The sequence below is a fragment of the Porticoccus sp. GXU_MW_L64 genome, assembly GCF_052983295.1.
Genome location: NZ_JBRKJK010000001.1, coordinates 186,057 through 212,703, shown reverse-complemented (window position 1 = coordinate 212,703; position 26,647 = coordinate 186,057). Strand labels below are relative to the sequence as shown.

21 protein-coding genes and 1 tRNA gene are annotated in these 26,647 nt (G+C 54.1%); 19 read left to right on the top strand and 3 right to left on the bottom strand.

The window, feature by feature from the left end; all coding sequences use genetic code 11:
- The first annotated feature begins 11 nt into the window (after positions 1–11).
- The 9 genes from aldA to ACVBEJ_RS01000 all read left to right on the top strand — a co-directional run bounded on the left by aldA (position 12) and on the right by ACVBEJ_RS01000 (position 11,800).
- A complete protein-coding gene (gene aldA / locus ACVBEJ_RS01040; protein ID WP_447127726.1) occupies positions 12–1,460 on the top strand; it encodes an aldehyde dehydrogenase in 1,449 nt (482 codons plus the stop codon).
- A gap of 3 nt (positions 1,461–1,463) precedes the next feature.
- The gene (locus tag ACVBEJ_RS01035) at positions 1,464–4,910 is read left to right on the top strand and encodes an indolepyruvate ferredoxin oxidoreductase family protein (protein WP_447127725.1); all 3,447 of its coding nucleotides are present in this window, start codon (positions 1,464–1,466) and stop codon (positions 4,908–4,910) included.
- Positions 4,910–5,665 (top strand): carbohydrate-binding family 9-like protein, encoded by a 756-nt coding sequence (locus ACVBEJ_RS01030; RefSeq protein ID WP_447127724.1) that lies wholly within the window; start codon positions 4,910–4,912, stop codon positions 5,663–5,665. The genes ACVBEJ_RS01035 and ACVBEJ_RS01030 overlap by 1 nt, the downstream gene beginning before the upstream one ends.
- Positions 5,666–5,772: 107 nt before the next feature.
- Positions 5,773–6,927, top strand: coding sequence for an iron-containing alcohol dehydrogenase (locus ACVBEJ_RS01025; protein ID WP_447127723.1), 1,155 nt, complete (start codon positions 5,773–5,775; stop codon positions 6,925–6,927).
- A 10-nt stretch (positions 6,928–6,937) separates the two neighbouring features.
- Positions 6,938–7,582, top strand: coding sequence for a class I SAM-dependent methyltransferase (locus ACVBEJ_RS01020; protein ID WP_447127722.1), 645 nt, complete (start codon positions 6,938–6,940; stop codon positions 7,580–7,582).
- Positions 7,583–7,728: 146 nt separating this feature from the next.
- The gene (gene fadB, locus ACVBEJ_RS01015; RefSeq protein WP_447127721.1) at positions 7,729–9,894 is read left to right on the top strand and encodes a fatty acid oxidation complex subunit alpha FadB; all 2,166 of its coding nucleotides are present in this window, start codon (positions 7,729–7,731) and stop codon (positions 9,892–9,894) included.
- A 2-nt stretch (positions 9,895–9,896) separates the two neighbouring features.
- Positions 9,897–11,090, top strand: a complete 1,194-nt coding sequence (gene fadA / locus ACVBEJ_RS01010; protein ID WP_447127720.1) for an acetyl-CoA C-acyltransferase FadA — start codon at positions 9,897–9,899, stop codon at positions 11,088–11,090.
- 231 nt (positions 11,091–11,321) lie between these two features.
- Entirely contained in the window at positions 11,322–11,510 is a 189-nt protein-coding gene (locus tag ACVBEJ_RS01005; protein ID WP_447127719.1) for a hypothetical protein, read from the top strand.
- Positions 11,495–11,800, top strand: a complete 306-nt coding sequence (locus ACVBEJ_RS01000; RefSeq protein ID WP_447127718.1) for a type II toxin-antitoxin system RelE/ParE family toxin — start codon at positions 11,495–11,497, stop codon at positions 11,798–11,800. Before ACVBEJ_RS01005 ends, ACVBEJ_RS01000 begins: the two co-directional genes overlap by 16 nt.
- 340 nt (positions 11,801–12,140) lie before the next feature.
- Here ACVBEJ_RS01000 and ACVBEJ_RS00995 read toward each other — a convergent pair whose 3' ends face one another.
- The gene (locus tag ACVBEJ_RS00995; RefSeq protein ID WP_447127717.1) at positions 12,141–12,449 is read right to left on the bottom strand and encodes a hypothetical protein; all 309 of its coding nucleotides are present in this window, start codon (positions 12,447–12,449) and stop codon (positions 12,141–12,143) included.
- Positions 12,450–12,616: 167 nt separating this feature from the next.
- On the opposite strand from ACVBEJ_RS00995, the gene ACVBEJ_RS00990 reads away from it, so the two are divergent.
- The 7 genes from ACVBEJ_RS00990 to ACVBEJ_RS00960 all read left to right on the top strand — a co-directional run bounded on the left by ACVBEJ_RS00990 (position 12,617) and on the right by ACVBEJ_RS00960 (position 21,776).
- Positions 12,617–12,701: transfer RNA gene (locus ACVBEJ_RS00990), tRNA-Leu, on the top strand.
- 53 nt (positions 12,702–12,754) lie between these two features.
- Positions 12,755–14,092 carry a trigger factor gene (gene tig / locus ACVBEJ_RS00985; protein WP_447127716.1) on the top strand — a complete coding sequence of 446 codons (1,338 nt, stop codon included), beginning with the start codon at positions 12,755–12,757 and terminating at the stop codon, positions 14,090–14,092.
- Positions 14,093–14,219: 127 nt separating this feature from the next.
- Complete coding sequence (clpP, locus tag ACVBEJ_RS00980) at positions 14,220–14,858, top strand: ATP-dependent Clp endopeptidase proteolytic subunit ClpP (protein ID WP_447127715.1); 639 nt, start codon at positions 14,220–14,222, stop codon at positions 14,856–14,858.
- 92 nt (positions 14,859–14,950) lie between these two features.
- Complete coding sequence (clpX, locus tag ACVBEJ_RS00975) at positions 14,951–16,240, top strand: ATP-dependent Clp protease ATP-binding subunit ClpX (RefSeq protein ID WP_447127714.1); 1,290 nt, start codon at positions 14,951–14,953, stop codon at positions 16,238–16,240.
- A gap of 627 nt (positions 16,241–16,867) precedes the next feature.
- Positions 16,868–19,306 carry an endopeptidase La gene (lon, locus tag ACVBEJ_RS00970; RefSeq protein ID WP_447127713.1) on the top strand — a complete coding sequence of 813 codons (2,439 nt, stop codon included), beginning with the start codon at positions 16,868–16,870 and terminating at the stop codon, positions 19,304–19,306.
- A gap of 206 nt (positions 19,307–19,512) precedes the next feature.
- Entirely contained in the window at positions 19,513–19,785 is a 273-nt protein-coding gene (locus tag ACVBEJ_RS00965; RefSeq protein WP_289153335.1) for an HU family DNA-binding protein, read from the top strand.
- A gap of 116 nt (positions 19,786–19,901) precedes the next feature.
- A complete protein-coding gene (locus ACVBEJ_RS00960; RefSeq protein WP_447127712.1) occupies positions 19,902–21,776 on the top strand; it encodes a SurA N-terminal domain-containing protein in 1,875 nt (624 codons plus the stop codon).
- Between the two features lie 153 nt (positions 21,777–21,929).
- Here ACVBEJ_RS00960 and ACVBEJ_RS00955 read toward each other — a convergent pair whose 3' ends face one another.
- Positions 21,930–23,459 carry a LysM peptidoglycan-binding domain-containing protein gene (locus ACVBEJ_RS00955; RefSeq protein WP_447127711.1) on the bottom strand — a complete coding sequence of 510 codons (1,530 nt, stop codon included), beginning with the start codon at positions 23,457–23,459 and terminating at the stop codon, positions 21,930–21,932.
- A gap of 49 nt (positions 23,460–23,508) precedes the next feature.
- Positions 23,509–24,306, bottom strand: a complete 798-nt coding sequence (gloB, locus tag ACVBEJ_RS00950; protein WP_447127710.1) for a hydroxyacylglutathione hydrolase — start codon at positions 24,304–24,306, stop codon at positions 23,509–23,511.
- Positions 24,307–24,372: 66 nt separating this feature from the next.
- Here gloB and ACVBEJ_RS00945 point away from each other — a divergent pair, with 66 nt between their 5' ends.
- From ACVBEJ_RS00945 to dnaQ, 3 genes are all read left to right on the top strand, one after another.
- The gene (locus ACVBEJ_RS00945) at positions 24,373–25,167 is read left to right on the top strand and encodes a class I SAM-dependent methyltransferase (RefSeq protein ID WP_447127709.1); all 795 of its coding nucleotides are present in this window, start codon (positions 24,373–24,375) and stop codon (positions 25,165–25,167) included.
- Positions 25,154–25,585: a ribonuclease HI gene (gene rnhA, locus ACVBEJ_RS00940; RefSeq protein ID WP_447127708.1), complete on the top strand. Its 432-nt coding sequence runs from the start codon at positions 25,154–25,156 to the stop codon at positions 25,583–25,585. Before ACVBEJ_RS00945 ends, rnhA begins: the two co-directional genes overlap by 14 nt.
- Positions 25,586–25,870: 285 nt before the next feature.
- Positions 25,871–26,584 (top strand): DNA polymerase III subunit epsilon, encoded by a 714-nt coding sequence (dnaQ, locus tag ACVBEJ_RS00935; RefSeq protein ID WP_447127707.1) that lies wholly within the window; start codon positions 25,871–25,873, stop codon positions 26,582–26,584.
- Positions 26,585–26,647 lie beyond the last annotated feature (63 nt).

Genomic DNA, 26,647 nt, shown 5'->3' with positions numbered 1-26,647 from the left:
AGGAGACAACTATGTCTGCACCACTTTCTTACGATAACTACATCAATGGTCAATTTGTCGCAATCGATAGCAAGCTGGAGGTATTCAATCCTGCTGACGATCAGCTGATCGGGCACATACCCAATAGCTCACAAGCGGAGGTGGACGCGGCAGTAGCTGCAGCAAAGGCGGCACAGAAAGCTTGGGCCAGCCGTGGCGCGGTGGATCGCTCTCAGGTGCTGTATCAGGTGGCGGACCAGATACGTGCCAATGCCGATCATCTGGCACGCACCATCAGCCGGGAGCAGGGCAAGGTGATGCCCCTTGCGCAGGCAGAGGTGGACTTTGCCGCAGCGTATTTTGACTATACCGCAGAATGGGCGCGCCGCATTGAGGGTGAAGTGATTACCAGTGACCGCCCAAATGAACACATGTTCCTGCGCTACAAGCCCATCGGCGTAGTAGCGGGCATTTTGCCCTGGAATTTTCCGTTTTTTCTGATTGCTCGCAAGATGGCACCGGCTCTATTAACCGGCAATACCATTGTGATCAAGCCCAGTCAGGAAACACCCATCAATGCTCACGAATTTGCCAGGCTGTTGGAAAATACCGACATTCCCGACGGCGTATTCAACCTGGTGAGTGGCCGTGGTTCCGTTATCGGCTCGGCATTGTCCCGTCACCCGGATGTGGGGCTGGTGACCTTTACCGGCAGTATTCCCACGGGTCGCGCCATTATGCGTGACGCGGCAGAAAATATTACCAAAGTGAATCTGGAATTAGGTGGTAAAGCACCGGTACTGGTAATGGCCGATGCGGATGTGGATTTGGCTGTGCAGAAAATTGTCGAGTCCCGGGTTATCAATTCCGGCCAGGTGTGTAACTGCGCCGAGCGTGTGTATGTGCAGCAAGGTATTCAGGACGAGTTTCTCGATAAACTGACCAAAGCCATGTCGCAAGTACGCTACGGCAACCCGCTGTTGTCCCATGATGCCGGTGAAGAACTGGATATGGGGCCGCAGGTAAGCGCTACTGCGGTATCGGAGATATCCGCTATGGTGGATGCTGCCCGCGACAAGGGTGCAGAAGTGCTCACTGGTGGCCAGGCGCCAGACCGGGAAGGCAATTTCTACCAACCTACGGTACTTGCCAATTGCAGTGACGATATGGCGGTGATGCGCGATGAAATCTTCGGCCCGGTGTTACCTGTGCGGGTCATCTCCGATTTGGACGAAGGCATTGCTCTGGCCAACGACAGTGTTATGGGGTTGACCTCATCCATCTTTACCAACGATTTGAACGCTGCCATGAAAGCCAGCCGCGAACTGGAGTTTGGTGAAACTTACGTAAACCGTGAACACATGGAAGCTTTCCAGGGCTACCACGCTGGCGTCAAACAGTCCGGCATTGGTGGTGCTGATGGCAAGCACGGTCTGTACGAGTTTATGGAAACACACGTTACTTACATTCAGGAAACTTGATTGATGTCCAAAGACCCAAAGAAAGTATCTCTGGATGACAAGTACACCCAGAACGGCCGGGTGTACTTAACTGGCACCCAGGCACTGGTGCGCTTGCCGATGATGCAGCGCGAGCTGGACCAGAAAAACGGTTTGAAAACCGGTTGCTTTATCTCTGGCTACCGGGGCTCGCCCCTGGGTGGTCTGGATTTACAGCTGCTGAAAGCCGAGGATTTCCTCAAGAAAAACGACGTCGTTTTCCAACCTGGCGTTAACGAAGAAATGGCTGCCACTGCCGTTTGGGGTTCACAACAAGTGGGCCTGCGGGACGAAAGTGAGTTTGATGGTGTATTCGGTATCTGGTACGCCAAAGGCCCGGGTGTAGACCGCACCGGTGATGCCTTCCGTCACGCCAACCTGTCTGGCACTTCCCCAAACGGTGGCGTAATTGCCCTGCTGGGGGACGACCACACCTGCGAATCTTCCACCACCTGCCACCAGAGCGAATTCGCCATGGTGGACGCCATGATGCCGACATTAAATCCGGCGGGTGTGGAAGAGATTGTCGAATACGGCCTGCACGGTTGGGCCATGTCTCGCTACAGCGGCTGCTGGGTGGGCATCAAATGCGTGCACGATACCGTGAGTTCCACCGTGTCGGCGGACTTATCCCTGGATAAGTTCAACAGCGTGATTCCCGAAGATTTTGAACTGCCGGAAGACGGCGTCAATATTCGCCTGGGAGATATGCCGCGCCCACAGGAAGTGCGTCTGCACCGCTACAAACTGAAAGCCGCCCAAGCTTACTGCCGAGCCAACAAACTCGACCGGGTGGTGATGGACTCCAGCAACGCCAAATTGGGTATTGTGACCACTGGTAAATCCTACCTGGATGTTCGTCAGGCTTTGTCGGATCTCGGCATCGACGAAGCCCGCGCCGAACAGTTAGGACTGCGCGTGTACAAAGTGGGCATGGTTTGGCCGCTGGAACAGCAAATGGCCAAACAGGTGTGTCAGGGCCTGGAAACCGTATTGGTGGTTGAGGAGAAGCGCAACCTCATCGAGCATCAGCTAAAAGATGCCTTCTACGGCCAGGACGATGCCCCCATGATCATCGGCAAATCCGATGAGCAAGGTAACGAGTTGCTGCGCAGCATCCTTGACCTGAACAGCAATATTGTCGCCTCTACCATCGCCGAAGCCATTCTCGCCAAAGTGGACGATGCTGAGCTGAAGAATCGCTTGGCGGATATTCACCAACTGGAAGCCCGTGAAGAGCCACAGGCCTCCATGAAGCGCACCTTCTATTTCTGTGCCGGTTGCCCCCACAGCAGCTCCACCAAACTGCCGGAAGGCAGCCGTGGCATGGCTGGTATCGGCTGCGCCTGGATGTCGCAATTTATGGATCGCAACGTCGACGGCTACAGCCAGATGGGCGGCGAAGGTGGTACCTGGATTGGCGAAGCCCCGTTTTCGGGTACGGACCATATTTTCCAAAACCTGGGTGACGGAACTTACTTCCACTCCGGCAATATGGCGATTCGTTCCACTGTGGCAGCGGGCACCAATATCACCTTTAAAATTCTGTACAACGATGCGGTGGCCATGACCGGCGGTCAGCCCCACGACGGCACTTTGAACCCTCACAGCATTGCCTGGCAGGTTTACAGCGAAGGTGTGAAAGCGGTGAAAGTGGTCACCGATGAACCGCACAAGTACCAGAATATTAACTGGCCTCCAGGAACCAAGGTGTATCATCGCCGAGACCTGAATGCAGTACAGCGTGAGCTGCGGGGCATTCCTGGCACTACCGTATTGATATACGACCAGACCTGCGCTGCGGAAAAGCGCCGCCGTCGCAAGCGCAAGTTGTATCCCGACCCCGCCAAGCGCCTGTTTATCAACAGCAAGATATGCGAAGGCTGTGGCGATTGCGGTGTGGCGTCTAACTGTACCGCCATACTGCCCAAAGAAACCGAGCTTGGCCGCAAGCGCGAGATCGACCAGTCCGCTTGTAACAAAGACTATTCTTGTGTGAACGGTTTTTGCCCCAGCTTTGTCACCGTACTGGGTGGTAGCCTGAAAAAAGCCGAAGCGGAAGAACAAATCACCATGATGCCGCCGGAACCTGCAGTTGCCTCACTGAACCAGGGGTATAGTGTGGTAATTACCGGCGTTGGCGGCACTGGCGTAGTCACCGTGGGCGCGCTGTTGGGTATGGCCGCTCATATTGAAGGCAAAGGTTTTGCGGTTCTGGATATGACCGGCCTGGCCCAGAAGGGTGGGGCGGTAATGTCCCACTTGCGCCTGGCGCCCACATCGCAGGATATTGGCACCATACGCATTGCCTCTGGTGGTGCCGATTTGGTACTGGGTTGCGACTCGGTGGTGACTGCCGGTGGTGAAGCGCTGGAAACCATGCGTAAGGACAAAACCCAGGTGCTGGTGAATTCGCAGGAAGTGATGCCTGGCGACTTTACCCGCAACGCCGATCTGGAATTCCCGGCGGAAGAATTGCAATCACTGCTGGAAAACTGGGTAGGTAAAGAGCAGGTGGAGTTTATTGCCTCTACCGATATGGCAGTGAAATACCTGGGTAATTCCATCGGCGGCAATTTGCTGATGCTGGGTTATGCCTACCAGAAAGGCCTGATTCCCCTGTCGGCGGATTCCATTAACCAGGCCATTGAAATCAATGGTGCAGCGGTGTCTATGAACCAGCAGGCCTTCCTGCTGGGGCGGCAGCTGGCGGCCGGAATGATCAATGCCGACAAGCTGTCATCCACTGAGAAAAACCTGGCTTTCGATAGTGATGACCGCAATGCCATCGTCGCCCATCGCAGCGAGTTTTTGGTGGATTATCAGGATGAAGCCTACGCCCACCGCTACAGGGCGCTTGTGGAGCAGGTGGCGAACAAAGAAGCTGAGCTGGGTATTGGCTTGCAGGCACTGTCTACTGCAGTGGCCAAATACTACTTTAAGTTGCTGGCCTACAAAGATGAATACGAAGTGGCACGGTTGTACTCCAGTCCAGAATTTATGCAGAACTTGAAAGGCACATTTACTGGCGACGTTAAATTAAAGTTCAATTTGGCACCACCTTTGATTTCCAAGCGCGACAAAGTCACTGGCAATTTGATTAAACGCGAGTTCGGTAGTTGGATGTTGTCTGCATTCAAATTGCTGGCACCGTTGAAGAAGCTCCGTGGCACGGCACTGGATGTGTTTGGCTATACCGCCGAGCGCAAAATGGAGCGTCAGTTGATTGCTGACTACGAAGCCATGCTGGAGAACATCCTCGGCAAGCTGACGGCGGCCAACTACGATACCGCAGTGGCGTTGGCGGAATTACCGGAACAGGTACGGGGTTTTGGCCACGTGAAGGAAGATCATATCGCGCGTATGCGAGCAGAAAAGAGCCGCTTGCAAACCCAGTTTGCCATGGCCGATCAAATAGTTAAGGTCGCTTGATGGGCAGACCGGCAGCCATTCTCGCCCCCTGGCTATTGGCTGCTGGTGTTTGCAGCGCGCCTGCACAAGCGGATTCGCTTGTGCAGGATAGCCTGTATACCGTTTCTCGAGTGTCGCCAGAGGGGGTTACCATCGATGGTCGTGTGGACGATGCTGCCTGGCAAAATGCGCCTGTACTATCAAGCGAGTTTCACTATCCCTGGCGAGAAGAGTCGGTTCCAAACACGCGTTTTCAGGCGCTTTGGGACGATCAATACCTGTACTTCGTATTTGTTGCACATGACGCGGATATCGTTGCCCTGGACCAGCTGACACAAGAGTTGGACATCGGCAATGAGGACCGTGTGGAACTGTTTTTCGCGCCCGGTGTGCTGGAACAGCCGGTGAAATCCGAAAACGGAACTGAGCTGCCCCGTTATTACGGCATAGAGATCGATCCCAAAGGCCGCGTGCTGGATTTTTCGGCACAGTACCACCGCAAGTTCGACTTTGATTGGACAATGCCTGGCCTGGACGTGGTGGCGTCTGACAGTGAATCTCGCTACCAGGTTGAAGCGCGTATTCCATTACAAACACTGCGCACTCTGGGTTTGCTGTCTGCAGAAAATACCTTGATGGCTGGTGTGTTTCGGGGAGAGTTCAGTCATACCGATGCCGGTCTTGTCAGCCGTTGGATCAGTTGGGTTAATCCTCAGGTTCCGCAGCCGGATTTTCATGTCAGCAGTGCCTTTGGTTTATTTCGTTTGACTCAATAGTTTTTTCAAAAAAACACTATTTAACAAATAGTTTCCATAGCATTGGCGCTGGAAAAGGTGTCGCGGTGCTATTTGAGAGAATCTGGTTTTTAGGAGGCATAAGTAAGATGCTTAACTTTACTTTTCACAATCCCACCCGTGTTCATTTTGGCGAAGGCCAAATTACCAATATTGCGAATGAAATTCCCCGGGATGCAAAAATATTGATGACCTACGGCAGTGGCTCCATCAAACAAAATGGCGTCTATGATCAGGTGCGTGAAGCCCTGAAAGAGCATGAAAATGTCATCGAGTTTCCAGGTATTGAGCCTAATCCTACCTACGAAAAAATGATGCAAGCAGTTGCCCTGATCAAAGAGCACGGCATCACCTATATTCTCGCTGTAGGTGGTGGCTCGGTTATTGATGGATCAAAATTCGCTGCAGCTGCGGCCTGTTATCAGGGCGACGATCCCTGGGATATTCTGGCCAAGGGCGCTGCGGTAGAAGCTGCATTGCCGCTGGGTTGTGTGCTGACATTGCCCGCCACAGGCACCGAAACCAATATTGGTGCGGTGCTTACCCGCGATGGCAGTAAGTTACCCTTTGGCAGCCCGCATGTCACACCCCGGTTTGCTATTTTGGATCCGAGTATAACCCTGACTTTGTCTGACCGGCAGATATGCAATGGCGTTGTTGATGCTTTTGTGCATACTCTGGAGCAGTATTTGACATACCCGGTCAATGGAAAGGTTCAAGATCGCTTTGCAGAAGGATTGTTGCAGACGCTGATTGAAGAAGGTGGCTCGGTGTTCGAAAACAGGGAGGATATAGATATTCGCTCCAACATTATGTGGTCTGCTACGCTGGCATTGAATGGACTGATTGGCTCCGGTGTTCCCCAGGATTGGAGTAGCCACGGGATCGGGCATGAGTTAACCGCAATGTTCGGTATAGACCATGCCCGCACTCTGTCGATAATTGTGCCGGCCAACTTGAAATTGCGAAAAGAAGCCAAGCGAGAAAAACTATTGCAATACGCTGAACGGGTATGGGGTCTTACTGATGGTGAAGATAGTATAAAAATAGACCAGGCAATCCAGTTTACGGAAATTTTTTTCCAAGATTTGAATATGCCCACTCGACTCTCCCACGAAGGAGTAGCGAAAGATGCAATACAGGATTTGATCAACAGCCTGAAGAAGCATGGCATGCTCAACCAGGGAGAGAAAGGGGATGTTGACCTGGCCACCTGTGAAGAAATTCTTATAGCGGCTTTATGAGTGTCATACTTTGAATTTATGCCCACTGTGCTCTGCGGCAGACTGTCAGCCATATCATCAGGACAAGTTCCACCACTACCTGTGCTGTAACCGCTGCCAGTTGGTATTTGTACCACCGAACCAGCACTTGTCCCCTGAACAGGAAAAGGCGGAGTACGATCTTCATCAAAACGACATTGACGACCCCGGTTATCGTCGCTTTCTCAGCCGCCTTTTCACTCCGCTGTCAGAACGCTTGCCAACAGGCGGCGAGGGTCTGGACTTTGGCTGTGGCCCCGGTCCGGCGCTGGCGGCGATGTTTCGGGAGGTGGGCCATTCCATAAGTTTGTACGACTGCTTTTATTACCCGGACAGCCGTGTTCTGGACAAACAGTACGACTTTATTGTCGCCACCGAAGTGGTGGAGCATTTGTCGCAGCCCGGTTTGGAGCTACAGCGCCTCTGGGGTCTGCTAAAACCGGGTGGTTGGCTTGGGGTGATGACCAAGCTGGTGATTGATCGGGATGCTTTCCGGCAGTGGCACTACAAAAATGATAAGACTCATATCTGCTTTTTCAGCCGCGAGACTTTTCAGTGGTTGGCGGGACAGTGGGGCGCTAGCGTGGAGTTTGTGGGCGCTGATGTGATTTTGTTGCAGAAACCCGTCACCGAATAAAACCGCAGAGTCACAAACAAGGCAGTAAATATTTACGAAACCATGGTCGTAATTCTGGTCACGATATGACACTCGCATTACACTCAAGTCGTTAGGCCTAAAATTGGAACCCTTAATTCGGAATCCTTAATTCGGAAGAATACGTTATGAATGACACTCTCTATAAAGGAGAAGCGCTGTCGGTGGTTGTGCAGGAGTCAGGCATTGCCGAGATGTGCTTTGACAACCAGTCGGATTCAGTCAACAAATTCAATCAGCAAACCGTGCGCGAGCTCGGCGAAGCGCTGCAAGTTCTGCAAAGCGCTTCCAGCGTAAAGGGGTTGCTGGTGACCAGTGGCAAGTCGGTATTTATCGTCGGCGCCGACCTTATGGAGTTGTCGCAGTTGAATGCGGATGGCCTGCGCGCAGTTTCCAGGCAGAACAACGACAACTTCAGTGCTTTGGAGGATTTGCCGTTTCCCACTCTGGTGGCCATTAATGGCTTTGCTCTGGGTGGCGGTTTTGAATGTTCCCTGGCTTGCGATTTTCGGGTGATGAGCACCGAAGCGCAGGTGGGGTTGCCGGAAACCAAGCTGGGCATTATCCCCGGTTGGGGTGGCACCGTGCGTCTGCCCCGGCTGATTGGTTTTGATAATGCCGTTGAGTGGATTGCCAGCGGCGGCCACAAGCGCCCGCCACAGGCGCTGAAAGACGGTGCTGTTGACGCGGTACTGGCACCGGAGCAGCTGCGGGACGAAGCCCTGAAGATGCTACAGCGTGCCATCGACGGCCAGTTGGACTACCACAGTCGCCGCAAACGCAAAACCGGCCGCCTGCAATTGAATGCGGTGGAGCTGCAGATGGCTGCCACCACCTGCCGCGCACTGGTGGCGGCGAAGGCGGGCAAGCACTATCCGGCGCCATTAGTGGCGGTGGATTTGATGACAAAAGCGGCGTCTTTGGATCGAGAGGGCGCTTTGGTGGAAGAATCAAAAGCCTTTGCCAAGGTGGGTGAAACACCTCAGTGCCGGGCGATGATTGGCCTGTTTCTCAATGACCAATACCTGGGCAAGGTGGCCAAAAAACTGGCCAAAACTGTCGATAAGCCAGTGACCTCTGCCGGGGTTCTGGGGGCCGGCATTATGGGTGGTGGTATTTCTTATCAACACGCCTTGAAAGGGATGCCGGTGGTGATGAAAGATATTGCTCAACCCGCCCTGGAACTGGGTTTGTCGGAAGCCAATAAATTGGTCAACAAGCGGGTAACCAAAGGCCGCCTGACGCCGCTGAAAGCCGGTGAAATCCTCTCCCGCATCAATCCCACACTGCACGATGTGGAGCTGTCCAGCGCCGATCTGGTGGTGGAAGCGGTGGTGGAAAACCCCAAGGTCAAAAAGCAGGTGTTGGCCGAGGTGGAGCAGGTAATCGGCAACGATGCCATCCTTACCTCCAATACCTCCACCATTTCCATCACCGAGTTGGCGGAAGGCCTGCAACGGCCAGAGCAATTTTGCGGCATGCACTTCTTTAACCCGGTGCACGCCATGCCACTGGTGGAAATTATTCGCGGCGAAAAAACCGCCGATGCCACCGTAGCTGCGGCAGTGGCTCATGTATTGGCGCTGGGCAAAAAACCGGTAGTGGTAAACGATTGCCCGGGCTTTTTGGTTAATCGGGTGCTGTTCCCGTCGGTGCTGGGTTTTGATGCATTGTTGCGGGCTGGCGCCGATTTTCAGCAGGTGGACAAGGTGCTGGAAAAATGGGGCTGGCCCATGGGCCCGGCTTATTTGCTGGATGTGGTGGGTATTGATACCTCGGTACACGCACTGGGTGTGATGTCCAAAGGCTTCCCGGATCGTATGAGTGGTGCAGAGGATTCCCCATTACAGCGGCTGTTTGCCGCCCAACGCCTGGGGCAAAAAACCGGCGCCGGTTTTTACCGTTACGAGGCGGATAAAAAAGGCAAGCCGAAAAAACTGGTGGACGACTCTGTTTATGACTTGCTGGGTGGTGGTCAGGCCATTGAGCCGCGGCAATTCAGCGATGAGGAAATCGTTGCCCGCTTTATGGTGCCCATGTGTACCGAGATGGTTCGTTGCCTGGAAGATGGCATCGTCGCCTCACCATCAGAAGCGGACATGGCGTTGATTTACGGCGTAGGCTTCCCGCCATTCCGCGGCGGTGTGTTCCGCTGGCTGGATGAAATTGGCCTGGATACTTTTTGCGCAATGGCGGAGCCCCTGGCAGAACTGGGCCCCCTTTACCAACCCACTGAAGCCATGGCTGCTATGGCGGCCAGTGGCAAAACTTACTACGGATTGAAGGAGGCGTAATCATGGCGTTGAACTCAAATGAATTATCCGCTCGCGATGTGGTGATTGTTGATTACGCCCGTACTGCCATGGGCCGTTCCAGGAATGGCTGCTTCCGCCACCTGCGTGCAGACGATATGTCGGCCCGGTTGGTTGAAGGCTTGCTGGACCGCAACCCCAACGTGCCGGAAGATGAAATCGACGACCTGATCTGGGGCTGTGTGATGCAAACCCGGGAGCAGGCCTTTAACGTGGCCCGCAATATTGTTCTCGGCACCCGCCTGCCACATACCATCACCGGCATGACGGTGAACCGCCTGTGCGGTTCATCCATGTCGGCACTGCACACCGCTGCGGCCAATATTATGGCGGGCCTGGGTGATATTTATGTGGTTGGTGGGGTAGAGCACCTGGGGCACATTCCCATGGATCACGATGTGGATATCAACCCGGCGCTGAGCCTGTCGGTGGCCAAGGCCGCCAATATGATGGGCTTTACCGCAGAATACCTGGCCAAGTTACACGGCATCAGCCGCAAACAGCAGGATCAGTTTGGCGTGCGCTCCCACCAACGGGCTGCTGCCGCTACCGAAAATGGCTGGTTTGACGGTGAAATTATCCCCATGGAAGGTCACAACGCCGAAGGCGGGCTGATTTCAGTGACGGCGGACGAAACCATTCGCCCGGAAACGGATTTTGAAGGGCTATCGGCATTGCGACCGGTGTTTGACCCCAAACACGGCACCATCACCGCAGGCACTTCATCCCAGCTGTCTGACGGTGCCTCTACCATGTTGGTGATGTCCGCAGAGCGGGCACAGGCACTGGGTGTGGAACCGGTAGCGCGCATACGCTCCATGGCACTGGCAGGGGTAGACCCTTCCATTATGGGTTACGGCCCGGTACCCGCTACCAAAAAAGCATTGAAGCGCGCCGGCCTGAAAATCGACGATATCGACTGCGTGGAATTGAACGAGGCGTTTGCGGCCCAGGCATTACCGGTACTGAAGGATCTGGACCTGCTGGCCAAAATGGATGACAAGGTCAACCTGCACGGCGGCGCCATTGCCCTGGGGCACCCGTTTGGCTGTTCCGGCACACGCATTACCGGCACCTTGCTGGGAGCCATGAAGCAACACGGTGGTACTTTGGGTGTATCTACCATGTGTATTGGCCTGGGGCAGGGGATTACGACGGTGGTGGAGCGGTTGAATTAAAAGTTTGCTTTCCCGTGTGCACCATGAGGCACTGGGGTTTCCAGACACACTGTGAATGCTTCCTTGTACGTTCTTTGGCCGCTATCCCTGCGGCCAAAGGTCTGGAAACCCCAGCAGCCCACGGTGTGTGTGGGACGTTTGGCAGTAATCCAAAATAATAAGCTTTTCGGCCTCTTTTCATTCTTGTAAGAGTATTGGTTATGATAATGGTGTATGTATAGGAGATCGACCATGCTGACCGCAAAGCAAGAAGCGCAGGAAATGATCCAGAATCTGCCGGAAAACAGTACCATCGAAGATATCCAATATCACCTGTATGTATTGGAAAAAGTACGCCGTGGGATGGAGCGTATTGATACCGAAGGTGGTATCAGTCAGGAAGATGCTGAGAAACGGCTAAATAAATGGATCATGAAGTAACCTGGTCACCAGAAGCACTGGAAGATATCGAGGATATTGCTGGCTACATTGCCAAAGATTCCCCGCAATACGCAGAATCTGTGGTTGCGCGCCTAATAACCGCTTCCCGGAATTTATCCCACCTACCACTGCGAGGCCGAGTTGTGCCCGAGCTTGGCGATGAGCACTATCGGGAATGCTTTATCTATAGTTACCGAATGATCTATTGGGTGGAGGAGCAAGAAGTAAAAATTGCAGCTGTCATCCACGGTGCCAGATCCCTGGAATTAGTGGATCGTTTTGATGGATAACGAATAAGAGACTGATTTATTTTCCTAATCCTGCGTGTGTAACATGAGCTATTGAGGTTTCCAGACACGCTGTAAACACTTCCCTGTGCGCTCTTTGGCCACTATCCCTGCGGCCAAAGGTCTGGAAACCCCAGTACTTCATAGTGCTGAAAGTTCGCAGTAACCCGATAAATTGAGGTCAAAATCTATTCGGTTGACCTATCGGTGTCAATAATGAGAGTGCCCGGATGGGGAAGGCCGCGTTGGTTGTGAGGCCCATACTCATTTATGGCTTTGCTGCCTTCGTTAGCAGGGCCGAAATTAGCCGCCAAATCATAAATTATGACCACCATGTGGTGGATTACTGCGGATGACCTAACTCATTGAGTTTGTCACCCAGCTCCTCGGCTTTTTCTTCCGCAGCGTCTTTGACTTCTTCCATTTTGTCCTCAGCCGCATCTTTGATTTCTTCAACTTTGTCTTTCGCAGCTTCTACGGCTTCTTCACCAGCGGTTTTGCCCTGGTCAACCAGATCGTTGGCTGTGGTTTGTGCTTCTGCCGCTTGCGGTGCTTCGGCGGCAGGTTGGGTGCTGGTGGCAGAGTCGCCGCTGCAGGCAGCAAGCAGTGCGGCCAGGCTGAGTGCGGTGGTTATGCAGATTATCTGTTTCATGTTTTTCCCCTTTGTAATCAAATTTTTACATTCACAACTTTGCCTGTCTCGGCAGGCTGATTTGCCCCCAAATCCTAGCGGATTATCAAGCGGTTGCCCAGTGCCATGGCCTGTGGCAAAATCTGCCCCCTTTTTTGCGGGGGTCTGCTGCCAGATTGCCGTAAATCGCGGAAGTGGTGGAATTGGTAGACACGCCAGATTTAGGTTCTGGTGCCGCAAGGTGTGGGGGTTCAAGTCCCCCCTTCCGCACCATTTTATCGGACCTCAGGGTCTTACATGAGAAAGCAATACGCTAGAGGAACAACATGCAGGTTTCCATTGAAACAACTTCCGGCCTTGAACGTCGTCTGACGGTAGAGGTACCCGCCGAGCGCGTCGACAGCGCGGTAGACGCCCGTCTGCAAAAAGAGGCCAAGACCATCAAAATGAACGGCTTCCGCAAGGGCAAGGTGCCTTTCAAGGTGGTCAAACAACGCTACGGCAAGTACGTGCGCCAGGAAGTGATGGGCGAAGTGGTGAGCCAGTCTTTTTACGAGGCGGTTTCTCAGGAAAAGCTGCGTCCTGCCGGTCAGCCTTCCTTTGAACCCCTGAAAGGTGAAGAGGGTGAAAACCTGGAGTATGTGGCCACCTTTGAAGTGTACCCGGAAGTGACGCTGGGGGACCTGAGCAAAATCGAAGTGGACAAGCCGGTTGCGGAAGTGACCGACGCCGATATCGACAAGATGATTTCTGTGCTGCGCGAGCAGCAGTCCAGCTGGGCTGTTGTGGAACGCGCCGCAGCGGATGGCGACCAGGCGACTATCGATTTCACTGGCACTAAAGACGGTGAAGAATTTGAGGGCGGCAAAGGCGAGGGTTACAACATTGTGCTCGGTTCCGGGCAGATGATTCCCGGATTTGAAGACGCCATTGTTGGTCTGTCCGCCGGGGAAGAAAAAACCGTTTCACTGACCTTCCCGGAAGACTACCACGCCGAAGACCTGAAAGGCGCTGATGTTGAGTTTGCTATCACCCTCAATGAAGTATCTGAACGCCAGCTGGCCGAGCTGAACGATGACTTCTACGCCGGTTACGGCGTCAGTGAAGGTGGCGAAGAAAAATTCCGCGAAGAAGTGCGCAACAATATGGAGCGCGAGCTGAAAAACGCCGTCAACAACAAAGTCAAAAACCGGGTAATGGAAGAACTGGCCAAGCTGCACCAGGTGGATTTGCCCAAATCACTGGTGAGCGGTGAGATTCAGGGTCTTAAACAGCAAATGCTGCAGCAGTATGGCGGCGGGCAGAATCAGAATATCGACCTCTCCATCATTCCGGATGATATGTTCAAAGACCAGGCCGAGCGCCGCGTTACCCTGGGGCTGATTGTTGCCGAAGTGGTAAAAGCCAACGAAATCAGCGCCGACGCCGACCGTGTACGCGCCCAGGTCGATGAAATCGCCAGCACCTACGAACAGCCGGAGCAGGTGGTTGAGTACTACTACGCCAATCCGCAATTGCTGGATGGCATCCAGTCTGCGGTTCTGGAGGAGCAGGTGGTGGAGCATATTCTGGACGGGGCCAAGGTGAACGAATTGGCCGTGTCCTACGAAGACGCCCTGAAGCCGGATGAGCAGCCCCAGGCGGAGGAAGAATCCGAAGGCTGATAGTCCAGGCGATGCACAAAAGGCGAGCTGCTTACCCGGCTCGCCTTTTTTGTGGGTTGGCAGCGTTCCTTTTGACAGGCAACGGAGATAGAATGCCGAATCAGTTATTCTTACCTGGATCAACAGAATGATAAATAATTCAGTTCCTCCCTTTGGCGACAACTCTATGGATATACAAAACGTCGGCCTGGTGCCGATGGTGGTGGAGCAAACCTCACGGGGTGAGCGTTCCTACGATATTTATTCGCGCCTGCTGAAAGAGCGGGTGATTTTTCTGGTGGGGCCGGTGGAAGACCATATGGCCAACCTGATTGTGGCGCAAATGCTGTTTCTGGAATCGGAAAACCCGGACAAAGACATTCACCTGTATATCAATTCCCCCGGTGGTTCCGTTACCGCTGGCCTGTCTATTTACGACACCATGCAGTTTATCAAGCCGGATGTGAGCACCATGTGCATTGGTCAGGCAGCCAGCATGGGTGCCTTTTTGCTGGCAGCCGGTGCCGAGGGCAAACGCTACGGCTTGCCCAATTGCCGCACCATGATCCACCAACCCAGTGGCGGCGCCCAGGGTCAGGCTACAGATATCCAGATTCAGGCCGAAGAAATACTGAAGCTGAAACAGCGCCTCAACGAAATCATGGCCAAACACAGCGGTCAGGAGCTGGACAAGATCGTTGCCGACACCGAACGCGACAACTTTATGAGCGCTCAGGAGTCCATGGAGTACGGCCTGATTGATCAGGTTCTGGACAAGCGCCCGTAGAGCCGCTAGTCTGAATCAAATTATTTTTATGTTGTTTTTGTAAGTGCTTGTTTTGAATTGATATTCAAGGCAAGCAAGCATGGGAAAAAGCTATGACCAAAGAAACCACAGGCGACGGCGACGACGGCAAGCTGCTGTATTGTTCGTTCTGCGGTAAAAGTCAGCACGAAGTGCGCAAACTGATTGCCGGCCCCTCGGTGTTCATCTGCGACGAATGTGTTGACCTTTGTAACGATATTATCTCTGAAGAAGTTCAGGAAACCGAAGGGGAGCCGGTTCGCGATGACTTGCCCACCCCGGCGGAAATCAACGGCTCTCTGGATCAATACGTTATTGGCCAGAAGCGCGCTAAAAAGATTCTCTCGGTAGCGGTATACAACCACTACAAACGCCTGCAAAGCGATGGCAAGGGCTTCAATGGCGAAGTGGAACTGGGCAAGAGCAATATCCTGCTGGTGGGGCCAACCGGCAGTGGCAAAACCCTGCTGGCAGACACGCTGGCGCGGTTGCTGGATGTACCCTTTACCATTGCCGACGCCACCACGCTTACCGAAGCGGGTTATGTGGGTGAGGATGTAGAGAACATTATTCAGAAGCTGTTGCAGCGCTGCGATTACGATGTGGAAAAGGCCCAGCGCGGCATTGTTTACATCGATGAAATCGACAAAATTTCCCGCAAATCCGACAATCCTTCCATTACCCGCGATGTGTCCGGTGAAGGCGTTCAGCAGGCCCTGTTGAAACTGATTGAAGGCACGGTGGCTTCGGTTCCCCCCCAAGGTGGTCGCAAGCACCCGCAGCAGGAATTCCTGCAAGTGGACACTTCCAATATTCTGTTTATCTGCGGCGGCGCTTTTGCCGGTTTGGAGAAGGTGATTCGCGATCGTTCCGAGAAGGGCGGTATTGGTTTCAGCGCGGAAGTAAAGTCAAAAGACGAGCAAATCAGTATCGGTGCGACTCTGGCGGATGTGGAGCCGGATGATCTGGTACGCTTTGGCCTTATCCCTGAGTTTGTTGGTCGCCTGCCGGTAACCGCTACTCTTGAGGAACTGGACAAAGACGCACTGGTAAGCATTCTGGTGGAACCCAAAAACTCTCTCAGCAAACAGTACAGTGCACTGTTTGAAATGGAAGGGGTGGAGCTGGATATTCGCGCCGATGCCCTGGAAGCCATCGCCGAGAAAGCCCTGGAGCGCAAAACCGGCGCCCGCGGCCTGCGTTCCATAATGGAAAATACCCTGCTGGAAACCATGTACGAAATTCCCTCCAAGGAAGACGTGTGCAAGGTAGTAATTGATGCGGCGGTGATTTCCGGTGAGTCGGAACCTCTGTTGGTGTACGAGAGCGTGGAGCAGCCCAAGGCGGCGGGTAGCGAAGAATAATCGCTCCCGGCAGCAAATCTGAAATGCCAGTCAGCGAAAGTTGGCTGGCATTTTTTGTGTTTTAACCTGAATCCGTGATTTCAGAGTGGATGCAGAGCGTAAGATATTGGTTTCACAGCGGAATTAAAAAATCTTAGCTTCACCCATTGGTTAAGTGGGTACATCTTTGATTAAGAAAGTTGAACCGCTGTGGAATCAAGAGCTTGCGTTATGCGCCGCTCTGGAGTCACGGGTTCAGGTTTTAAATCTGGCTCCGAGCCTGGGTGGTGCAGGACCTTTTGCGACACGTTGTAAATACCTCCATCTAAACTCGTCGCCAGCATCCTTGCTGGCGGCGGTCACAAAAGGTCCTGCACCACCCAGGCTCTCAGAGGTTAACCCCGAGCTGGTCTGCATTGCATGACGGTACTCCGATGCAAGCCTGTAAGCCCGGTGTGCTTTCTGTGACCGTGGCCAGCAGGGATGCTGGCGACGAGCCTCCAGGGAGGGATTTACGGCGTGTCACAGAAAGCACACCGGGGTTGCGGGCGTTTCTTTGGCACCAAACTGACAAAAACCCCCGAAATCCGGTTGATATCTCTCCTTATAATCCCCATATTGCAAGGCATACGTAGTAGAGGATAAGTAATGGGACAGGAAACTTACGAACCACTAGATACTCCGGCAGATAACAACGTGTTGCCTCTGTTGCCCCTTCGCGATGTGGTGGTGTATCCCCACATGGTCATTCCCCTGTTTGTCGGGCGTGAAAAGTCCATCGTTGCCCTCGAGCAGGCGATGGCATCGCAAAAACAAATTCTCTTGGTGGCCCAGAAAGAAGCCGCCGCCGATGACCCGGGTCCCGACGATATCTACCGGGTGGGCACCGTTTCCACGGTCCTGCAATTGCTGAAACTGCCGGACGGTACCGTCAAAGTGCTGGTGGAAGGTGGTGAACGGGTGTCCGTGGATGATGTGGTTGAACGGGATGATCACTTTCAAGCCCGTGTAACGCCAATGAGTGTGGGGGAAATGGACGAGCGCGAAGCGGATGTGTTGATGCGTTCAGTCATCAACCAATTCGAACAGTACGTCAACCAGAGCAAGAAAATCCCCTCGGAAGTGGTGACCACCCTGGCGGGTATCGACGAGGCCGGGCGTCTGGCAGACACCATTGCTGCCCACATGACTCTGGCTCTGGAGCAAAAACAGGAAGTACTGGAAGTTGCCGACGAGAAAGCCCGTATCGAACATCTGCTGGGGCTGATGGAGTCGGAAGTGGATCTGTTCCAGATCGAGCAGCGTATCCGTGGCCGGGTGAAAAAGCAGATGGAAAAAAGCCAGCGTGAGTACTACCTCAACGAGCAGATGAAGGCCATCCAGAAGGAACTGGGGGATATGGACGATGGCGGCAACGAGCTGGAAGAGCTGGAAGGCAAGATCAAGCAGGCGGGCATGCCAAAGGCCGCGTTGGAGAAGACCGAAGCGGAATTGAACAAATTAAAACTGATGTCGCCCATGTCTGCGGAGGCGTCGATACTGCGCGGTTATATCGACTGGATGATCAGTGTGCCCTGGAAAAAGCGCAGTAAAGTACGCCACGACCTAGCCAGGGCAGAGCGTATTCTCAATGAGGACCACTACGGTCTGGAAGAAGTGAAAGAGCGCATCCTGGAATTTCTGGCGGTGCAGAAGCGGGTCAAGAAGCTCAAGGGGCCTGTGCTCTGCCTGGTGGGGCCACCGGGAGTGGGTAAAACCTCGCTGGGGGAATCCATCGCCCGCGCCACCGGTCGAAAATTTGTGCGTATGGCCCTGGGCGGCGTGCGTGACGAAGCGGAAATTCGCGGTCACCGCCGTACCTATATCGGTTCCATGCCCGGCAAGATGATTCAGAAAATGTCAAAAGCGGAAGTAAAAAATCCGCTGTTCCTGCTGGATGAAATCGACAAGATGGGTATGGATCACCGCGGTGATCCGGCTTCAGCGTTGCTGGAGGTACTCGACCCCGCCCAAAACCATAATTTTAATGATCACTATCTGGAAGTGGACTACGACCTCTCCGAAGTGATGTTTATTTGTACCTCCAATTCCATGAACATTCCCGAGCCGCTGCTCGACCGCATGGAAGTGATTCGTATACCGGGTTACACCGAAGACGAAAAAATCAATATCGCCAAGCGTTACCTGGAACCCAAACAGCGCAAAGCCAATGGACTCAAGGACACAGAGCTGGATATTGGTGAACAGGCCCTGCAAGACATCGTGCGTTACTACACCCGCGAGGCCGGTGTGCGCGGCCTGGAAAGGGAGCTGGCGAAGGTGTGCCGCAAGGTGGTAACCGAGCATGTAAAAGCCAATAAAGGCAAAGAGTTATCCACCAGTGTCGGCCCGCAACAGCTGGAAGATTTGCTGGGTGTGCGCAAGTTTGACTTTGGCCGCGCTGAAGAAGAAAGTCAGGTTGGCCAGGTAACCGGTTTGGCCTGGACTTCAGTGGGCGGAGAACTGCTGACCATTGAATCCTCTGCGGTTCCCGGCAAGGGAGGCGTGATCAAAACCGGCTCCCTGGGGGATGTGATGCAGGAGTCCATCCAGGCGGCGCTGACGGTAGTGCGTGGCCGCGCCCAGGGTCTGGGTATCAAGAAGGATTTTCACCAGAAAAACGACCTGCACATACACGTGCCGGAAGGGGCCACACCCAAGGATGGCCCCAGTGCCGGTGTTGCCATGTGCACTGCGTTTGTGTCCGTATTGACCGGCATTCCGGTGCTGGCAGATGTGGCCATGACCGGAGAAATTACCCTGCGTGGTCAAGTACTTAGAATCGGTGGCCTGAAAGAAAAACTGCTGGCGGCCCACCGGGGTGGCATCAAAACCGTGATTATTCCTCACGACAATGAGCGGGACCTGAAAGAGATTCCAGACAACATCAAGGCGGACCTCGACATCCATCCGGTAAAATGGGTCGACCAGGTTTTGGAGATTGCCTTGCAGGTGGCACCAACCCCTCTGAGTGACGAGGAATTTGCTGCCAGTGAGCCGGTGGCCAGTAAAAATACAGGCTCTGAGGGACGCATTAGCACACATTAATCGCAGCATGTGCTTGACCGGCATACCCACTATTGGTATAAATTTGCGCCTACTGTCGACGGCTGTACACACGTATACAGACCTCCAAAGGATTGTAGAAAATATAACCGGGCTTACCCATCCGTAGGCCTTTAACCAAAAAGCATGAAGCCATAAGATTGCTTATAAAACTTCATGACTTTTCATAAAATAAAGGGGTTACTCTTGTGAATAAAGCTGAACTGATTGAAGCCATTGCTGCCGAGGCAGACATCTCCAAAGCATCCGCCAGCCGTGCGCTGGATGCTGCCACTGGCGCTGTAGCGGGTGCCTTGAAAAAAGGTGACCAGGTTTCCCTGGTAGGTTTTGGCACTTTCTCTGTTAAACACCGCGCTGCCCGCACTGGCCGCAACCCGCAGACTGGCGCTGAAATCCAGATTGCCGCTGCCAATGTACCCAGCTTCAAAGCTGGCAAGGCACTGAAAGACGCCGTCAACTAAATACAGAAGTCACGCGGCTTTTAACCGCAACGCTTCAACAAGGTGTACCCGATGGGTGCACCTTTTTTGCATTACAGAGTTCTATAATTTTTTCATAACCGTTTTAAGGGCACGTCATGCTGCAGAACATGCGCGACAACCTGAAAAGTTTTGGCCTGATTATCGTGGTCATTATTTCCATCCCCTTCGTGTTTACCGGTGCGGAGCAATTTTTCACCTCTGGCTCCAATGAGCCCCAGGTGACGGAGGTAAATGGCACCGCCATTACCAGTGGCGACCTGGCTCGAGAGGTGCAGCGCCTGGGTATCGACCCACAGCAACTGGAAACCATGGGAGAGGGCGTTCGTCAGCTGGTCCAACAGCAGGCCCTGAACTCGATCATTACCCGTATTGGCCTTCAGGATGCTGCTCAGGAGGGCGGTATGGTGGTGTCACGTAAAGCCATCAATGACAACCTGCGCAGCGAGCCTGCCTTTCAGGTCGATGGCAAGTTTGATCCCGACCAGTATGTTTTCGTGTTGCAACGTGCTGGCTATACACCATCGTCATTTGTGGGGGACATGGAACGGCAAATGCTGGCAGGGCAGTTTGCACAGGGCCTGGTAAACAGCGACTTTGTCAGCCCCCTGGAGGTTGAGGAGGGTGCTGCGGTATCCGAGCAAACCCGTGATTTTTACTATCTGACTGTGCCTGTTGCGGCTACTCTGGACAGCGTGGAGATCGACCAGGAAAGTCTGCAGCAGCGCTACGACGCATCCAAACAACAGCTGCAAATTCCGGAGCAGCTGGTGGTGGAATACATTGAATTAAACCTTGAGGAGCTGGCGGCCAGGCAGGTTGCATCGGAAGATGAAGTACGCCAGCGCTATGAGGAAGAAGTTGCCCAAGCAGGCAACAATGATGATCAGCAACGCCGACTGTCCCATATTCTGATTAACCAGGGTAGCGATCAAGAACAGCAGCAATTGATTGCCGACATCAAAAGCAAACTGGATGCCGGTGGCGCCTTTGACGAGCTGGCCAAAGCTCAGTCACAGGACGCTGGTACCGCCAACCTGGGTGGTGACTTGGGCTTTATTGACCCGGCCATTCTGCCCGCTGAACTGTCCGCTGCAGCGGCAGCCCTGAAATTGAATCAGGTGTCTGCGCCGGTAAAAACCGATATGGGTTATCACCTGGTGACGGTCACCGACCTGCAACAGGTTGAATTGCCTACCTTTGAAGCCCAGCAACAGCGTATTGCTGAGGAAATCAAGCGAGAGCTGGCGGAAACCCAGTTCGCCGCTTTGTTGGGTAAACTCAAGGAGGCGGCCTACGACACGTTTGGTGATGATAGCCTGCAAAAAGTAGCTGTCGAATTAAACTTGGACATGAAACTCTCCCAACCCTTTGCTCGCACAGGTGGCAGCGGTATTGCCGCTGAACCGGCCATCGCTTCCGCCGCCTTTGGCGACCCGGTGTACAAAGACGGTTTTAGCAGTGACGTACAGGAACTGGTTCCCGGTGAGCGCGCAGTGGTGGTAAAACTGAAAGAGAAAATCCCCGCTCGCACCCAGACTCTGGAAGAAGTGAAAGATGAACTGTTGGCCGAGCTGAAGCAGGAACGTGCCAGTGAACAGGTAATATCCCGAGGCAACGCCCTGAAAGCCCGCGTCATCGCCGGGGAAAGCATCGAGGCGGTGGCCAAGGCCGAGCAGCTGGAATGGCAGGTGGGCCTGAATACGCCGCGCTCTGGCGGCAACGTAGACGCCACCGCGCGCAATCACGCCTTTACCATGATGGCACCCGCCGAGGGAGCCGCCAGGGTAGACAGCGTCACCAGTGGCGGCGGTGATTACATCCTGATACAGCTGGACGCTATCCACTATCCGGATGTGAGCAAATTACCTGTCAGCCAGCGCCAATCAGTGAGCAATACGTTAAAGCAAACCTCGTCCACTCGCAGCTTTGCCGCCTATCAAAAACGGATTCTGGATCAGTTGTCGAATTAAAAGCATCGTTGATGCAGTACAAAAAAGCCCGGGTAAATGCCTGGGCTTTTTTGGTTTGGACGTTTGAAGTTCGACGTTTGACGAAGTTGGCTTGTCACCTACATGCTCCTTGTCCAACGTCCAACGTCCAACGTCCAACGTCCAACGTCCAACTCAAATACCCCGGATATCCACAAACAGTGTGAGCTTCTGGCCCGGTTGCAGGTATTTGCCGGGGTTGAGTTTGTTCCAGGACAAAATATCTTTGACACGCACATTAAAGTGGCTGGCAATACGGGACAGGGAGTCCCCGCGCTTTACCCGATAGTTTAACTTGCGGTTGGTGGTGCGAATCACCGGCTTGTAGCTGCTGACCTGAAGCTGCTGGCCAGGTTTTAAATACTCGTTCGGCGCCAGGTTATTCCAGGCGCGCAGATTTTTCACGCTTACCTTGTGGCTGCGGGCAATTTGCCACAGGGAATCGCCGGAAGCCACCGTGTAATAGCTGTGACGGGTCTGGATAGGTGTCACACCCGCGCCGGGAATGCGCAATACCTGGCCGATGCTGAGTCGGTCGGATTTCAGGTTGTTCTCCCTTTTCAGGTCAGCCACGGTCACTTTGTGTTTTTTGGCAATGCGCCCGAGAATATCGCCGGACTTAACCCGGTACTCACGGGTGGCCAGCCATTGTTCTTTGGGTACCCGGGCAATGGCTTCCTCAAAGCGTTCGACTGCGGCAACCGGTAACAGCAGCCGCTGATCACTTCCGGGAGCGGTGCTGAGGCGGTTATAGGCCGGGTTGAGGCGGTACAGTTCTTCGCTGCCAATGCCGGCCATCAGCGCGGCCTGCTCCAGATCCATCTGGGCACCGAAGCTGACTTCACCAAAGTAGGGTTCGTTGGCGATTTCAACCAGAGTCAATTTGTGTGCTTCAGGATTGGCGATAATGCGAGACAGCGCCAGCAGCTGCGGCACATAGGCCCGTGTTTCCCTGGGCAGCTTGAGCGACCAGAAGTCAGTGCCTTTACCGGCTCTGGCATTGCGCTTGATGGCGCGTTTTACGGTGCCCTCGCCACTGTTGTAGGCAGCCAGTGCCAGCAGCCAGTCGCCGTCGAACAGGCCGTTCAGATAGTCCAGATATTCCAGCGCCGCGCGGGTGGATTCGGTAACGTCCCGGCGGCCATCCTGCCACCAGTCCCGTTGCAGGCCAAAACGTTTGGCAGTGCCGGGAATAAACTGCCACAACCCAGCGGCGTGACTGTGGGAGTAGGCGAACGGGTCGAAGGCGCTTTCCACGGCCGGTAACAGCGCCAGCTCCATGGGCATGTTGCGGGCTTCCACTTCGCCGACAATGTGGTACAGGTAGCGTTCCGAGCGTTTCAGCACCCGGTCAAAATACGAGGGGTGGGAGGCGTACCACTTTTCCTGTTTGTCGATGCGCGGGTCCTGATGCTTTGCCACCATGGTCATACCGGCCCGCAACCGGGCCAGCAAATCCACTTCTTCTGCGGGAGCTTCTACTGAATTTTTTTCTGGCTCCACCGGCATTTCCGGCAGGGTAAGGGTAGGCACCAGCTCGGCAAGGGAGATGGCCTGGGGCAGGGTGGGCTGCACAGGAGTTTGCGCCTGTTTGCTCGGCTTGAGCTGGCTGCAGCCGGTGCTGATCACAGCGGCAACAACAAGGGCGATAGGCTTAATGCGCATTATGAGAAAGAATCCATAAGTTTTTGTTTTTATAGCGACTGTTAGGCATTTATAGCACAGAGGGCCGTTGTGTCACGAACCCATCCTTCCATTTGCGAAGTAGCGCAAATGTTTCCACTTCATCCACGGTTTTTACATTGCTGTGCTCACAGGCCCGCCGTTGAAGGCTGCCTATACTGCAGCGCAAAAACGGGTTGGTCAATTTTTCCAGGCCGATGGTAGTCGGCAAGGTCGGTTGAGCCTGTTGGCGCAACTGCTGGCAGTGCGCCAGGCGTTGGGCCAGCTGTGTATTGTCCGGCTCAGCGGCCAGGGCAAATTGCATATTGGCCAGTGTGTACTCGTGAGTGCAATACACCTGAGTATGCTCCGGCAGCGCTGCCAGCCGTTGCAGGGATTGATGCATCTGCTCTGCTGTGCCTTCAAACAGGCGGCCACAGCCTGCGGCAAACAAGGTGTCGCCACAAAACAGCAGTGGAGTGGCTGTATCGATAAAGTAAGCGATATGGTCCAGAGTGTGCCCCGGCACCTCGATAACCTCAAAGCTGCCGTTAGCAAAACTTACACGGTCGCCATTTTTTAAAGGTTGGGTAATCCGGGGTATTTTGGGGTTGTCAGGCCCATAAACAGGAACTCTGTAGTGGCTGAGCAGGGTGTCGATACCACCGGTGTGGTCCCAGTGGTGATGCGTGATAAAAATGGCTGCCAAGTCGAGTTGTTGAGACTGCAGGTATTCAAGCACCGGCTGGGCATCACCCGGGTCCACAACAGCTACGGCATCGCTGTTTTCGGGCTGGATAACCCAGATATAGTTGTCGTCAAAGGCAGGGATGGGGTGAATGTCAAACATCGGTTAACAGCTACTGGCAAAAATGGTAGTTTATCAGCCCCTTCTTGTTGAGTCACAGAGTACCGGGTGCAAAAACAGCTAGCAAAATATTTCCGCCCCTACCCGTTGGCGGAATCACAGCATGTGTTGCAACAGTGGTTGACAACCCCTGCCGGTGAATACCTGCTGGGAAAAGAGCGGGAGCTGTTGGCTCGTTTGCCCCATCTGCATGGCTATCACATGATGGAGCTGGGTTTGTCTCCGCAAGGCAGTTTGTTGGAACAATTCGATAACCTGCACCGTTTCACCCTGAGTCCGACAACCAGCCGCGCTGCTGGAGCGGTGGCGGAGTTGACGGCATTGCCGTTGCCCAGTGACACCATTGAAACGGTGATTGCCCATCATATTCTGGAGTTTTCCCCCAAGCCGCACATGGTACTTAACGAAATGGCCAGAGTGGTGGCTCCCGGCGGGCATATTGTGCTGTTTGTACTCAACCCGTTCAGTGTGCGCGGGCTGCTGAAGTGGCCAATGGCGCTATTCAGCAAGTTCCCGCTGTATCGCCACCACTCCCTGCGGTTGGGGCGGACGATTGACTGGTTGCGGCTGCTCAGCTTTAAACCGGTTGCGGTAAAACGGGGCGGCTTTGGGTCTTTGCAGGAGCACAGCGACAGTACCTGGCTACGTCGTTGGGGCTACGGCCTGGGCCTTCCCGGTGGGGCTTTTTACACCATAGTGGCCCGCAAGCAGGTGGCCAAAGTGATTCCGCCGAAAGCGGATTTGTTAAAAAATCTCAAAGTGCCCAATCTCGGCTGGCAGCATCACAGGGTGCCAGCACCGGAACAGCGCGTGGCCGTTGTAGAAAATTATGAAGACAGTTGAAGTGTTTACCGACGGCGCCTGCCGCGGCAATCCAGGCCCCGGAGGTTGGGGTGCATTACTGCGTTACGGCGATGTGGAGAAAGAACTTTACGGTGGCGAGCCCGATACCACCAACAATCGCATGGAGTTGATGGCTGCCATACGCGGCCTGGAAGCATTGAGCCGCCCCTGTGAGGTGGTGTTGACCACCGACTCCCAGTATGTGCGCCAGGGCATTACCAACTGGCTGGAAGGCTGGAAGCGCAAAGGCTGGAAAACCGCCAGCAAGCAACCGGTAAAAAACCAGGATTTGTGGCAACTGCTGGATCAGCAGGCCAGCCGCCATCAGGTCGACTGGCGCTGGGTGAAGGGACACAGTGGTCACCGGGAAAATGAAATCGCCGATCAACTGGCCAATCGCGGCATTGATGAGTTGTGATTAGTAGTCGTCATTGCGAAGGAGCGAAGCGACTGTGGCAATCTCGTGACATCGGAGTGCGCTGCTCGAGATCGCCGCGCTGCGCTCGCGATGACGATACTATTAACCCGGCAATACACAAGGCGTCCTGCCTTTTGTATTGAACTTGCGCTGGCTAAGCCAGCGGCGGTACATCCCTGTGTCGCATTATCAAATGCAACCTGTAAGGTTGCCGGTTTAATATAAGTGGAATAGCCTGGGTTTTGCTGCGACTCGGATTGCATTCTTACCAAAGGAACTTTGTACATGAGACAAGTCGTACTGGATACCGAAACCACCGGTATCGAAATTTCCCAGGATCACCGCATTATTGAGATCGGCTGTGTGGAACTGGTGGATCGCAAGCTCACCGGCAAACACTATCACCAATACATCAACCCGGAGCGGGAAGTGGATCAGGGGGCGTTTGAAGTACACGGTATTTCCAACGAGTTTCTGGCGGACAAACCCCTGTATGCCCAGGTAGCTCAAGAGTTTCTGGAGTTTATCGATGGCGCCGAACTGGTTATCCACAACGCCCCCTTTGATGTGGGCTTTATGGACCATGAATTCGGCAAGCTGAAAGGCAAATACAAAAAGACCCGCGACTACTGCACGGTGGTGGACACTCTGGTGATGGCCCGCCAGAAGCACCCCGGGCAGAAGAACAACCTGGATGCGCTGTGCAAGCGCTATCACATCAACAATGCTCACCGAGAGCTGCACGGCGCACTGCTGGATGCGGAGATTCTGGCGGAAGTGTACCTGGCCATGACCGGTGGCCAGGTTACCCTGGGGCTTGGAGGCAAGGGCGGCAGCACCGCTCAATCAGGCGAACAGCAGATACGCCGCCTGGACAGCAATCGCCCGCCACTGGCTGTTATTGCTGCCAGCGAAGCAGAGCTGGCAGAGCACCAGCGCAAGCTGGAGGCAATTCAGAAATCTTCAGGTAGCTGTATTTGGCTTGCAGGGGACAGGTGACAGAAAACAGAAGGCAAAACCCATTCTGTAAGCAGGCGCAGCCTGCGCCCTGTCTCCTGTAGG

What these genes read in the sequence shown, in the direction of transcription:
- clpP (WP_447127715.1), top strand. Translation starts at nt 14,220, where the DNA reads ATGATAAATAATTCAGTTCCTCCCTTTGGCGACAACTCTATGGATATA.
- tig (WP_447127716.1), top strand. Translation starts at nt 12,755, where the DNA reads ATGCAGGTTTCCATTGAAACAACTTCCGGCCTTGAACGTCGTCTGACG.
- lon (WP_447127713.1), top strand. Translation starts at nt 16,868, where the DNA reads ATGGGACAGGAAACTTACGAACCACTAGATACTCCGGCAGATAACAAC.
- rnhA (WP_447127708.1), top strand. Translation starts at nt 25,154, where the DNA reads ATGAAGACAGTTGAAGTGTTTACCGACGGCGCCTGCCGCGGCAATCCA.
- ACVBEJ_RS00955 (WP_447127711.1), bottom strand. Translation starts at nt 23,459, where the DNA reads ATGCGCATTAAGCCTATCGCCCTTGTTGTTGCCGCTGTGATCAGCACC.
- ACVBEJ_RS00995 (WP_447127717.1), bottom strand. Translation starts at nt 12,449, where the DNA reads ATGAAACAGATAATCTGCATAACCACCGCACTCAGCCTGGCCGCACTG.
- gloB (WP_447127710.1), bottom strand. Translation starts at nt 24,306, where the DNA reads ATGTTTGACATTCACCCCATCCCTGCCTTTGACGACAACTATATCTGG.
- ACVBEJ_RS01005 (WP_447127719.1), top strand. Translation starts at nt 11,322, where the DNA reads ATGCTGACCGCAAAGCAAGAAGCGCAGGAAATGATCCAGAATCTGCCG.
- aldA (WP_447127726.1), top strand. Translation starts at nt 12, where the DNA reads ATGTCTGCACCACTTTCTTACGATAACTACATCAATGGTCAATTTGTC.
- fadB (WP_447127721.1), top strand. Translation starts at nt 7,729, where the DNA reads ATGAATGACACTCTCTATAAAGGAGAAGCGCTGTCGGTGGTTGTGCAG.
- ACVBEJ_RS01000 (WP_447127718.1), top strand. Translation starts at nt 11,495, where the DNA reads ATGGATCATGAAGTAACCTGGTCACCAGAAGCACTGGAAGATATCGAG.
- clpX (WP_447127714.1), top strand. Translation starts at nt 14,951, where the DNA reads ATGACCAAAGAAACCACAGGCGACGGCGACGACGGCAAGCTGCTGTAT.
- ACVBEJ_RS01025 (WP_447127723.1), top strand. Translation starts at nt 5,773, where the DNA reads ATGCTTAACTTTACTTTTCACAATCCCACCCGTGTTCATTTTGGCGAA.
- dnaQ (WP_447127707.1), top strand. Translation starts at nt 25,871, where the DNA reads ATGAGACAAGTCGTACTGGATACCGAAACCACCGGTATCGAAATTTCC.
- ACVBEJ_RS01035 (WP_447127725.1), top strand. Translation starts at nt 1,464, where the DNA reads ATGTCCAAAGACCCAAAGAAAGTATCTCTGGATGACAAGTACACCCAG.
- ACVBEJ_RS01030 (WP_447127724.1), top strand. Translation starts at nt 4,910, where the DNA reads ATGGGCAGACCGGCAGCCATTCTCGCCCCCTGGCTATTGGCTGCTGGT.
- fadA (WP_447127720.1), top strand. Translation starts at nt 9,897, where the DNA reads ATGGCGTTGAACTCAAATGAATTATCCGCTCGCGATGTGGTGATTGTT.
- ACVBEJ_RS00960 (WP_447127712.1), top strand. Translation starts at nt 19,902, where the DNA reads ATGCTGCAGAACATGCGCGACAACCTGAAAAGTTTTGGCCTGATTATC.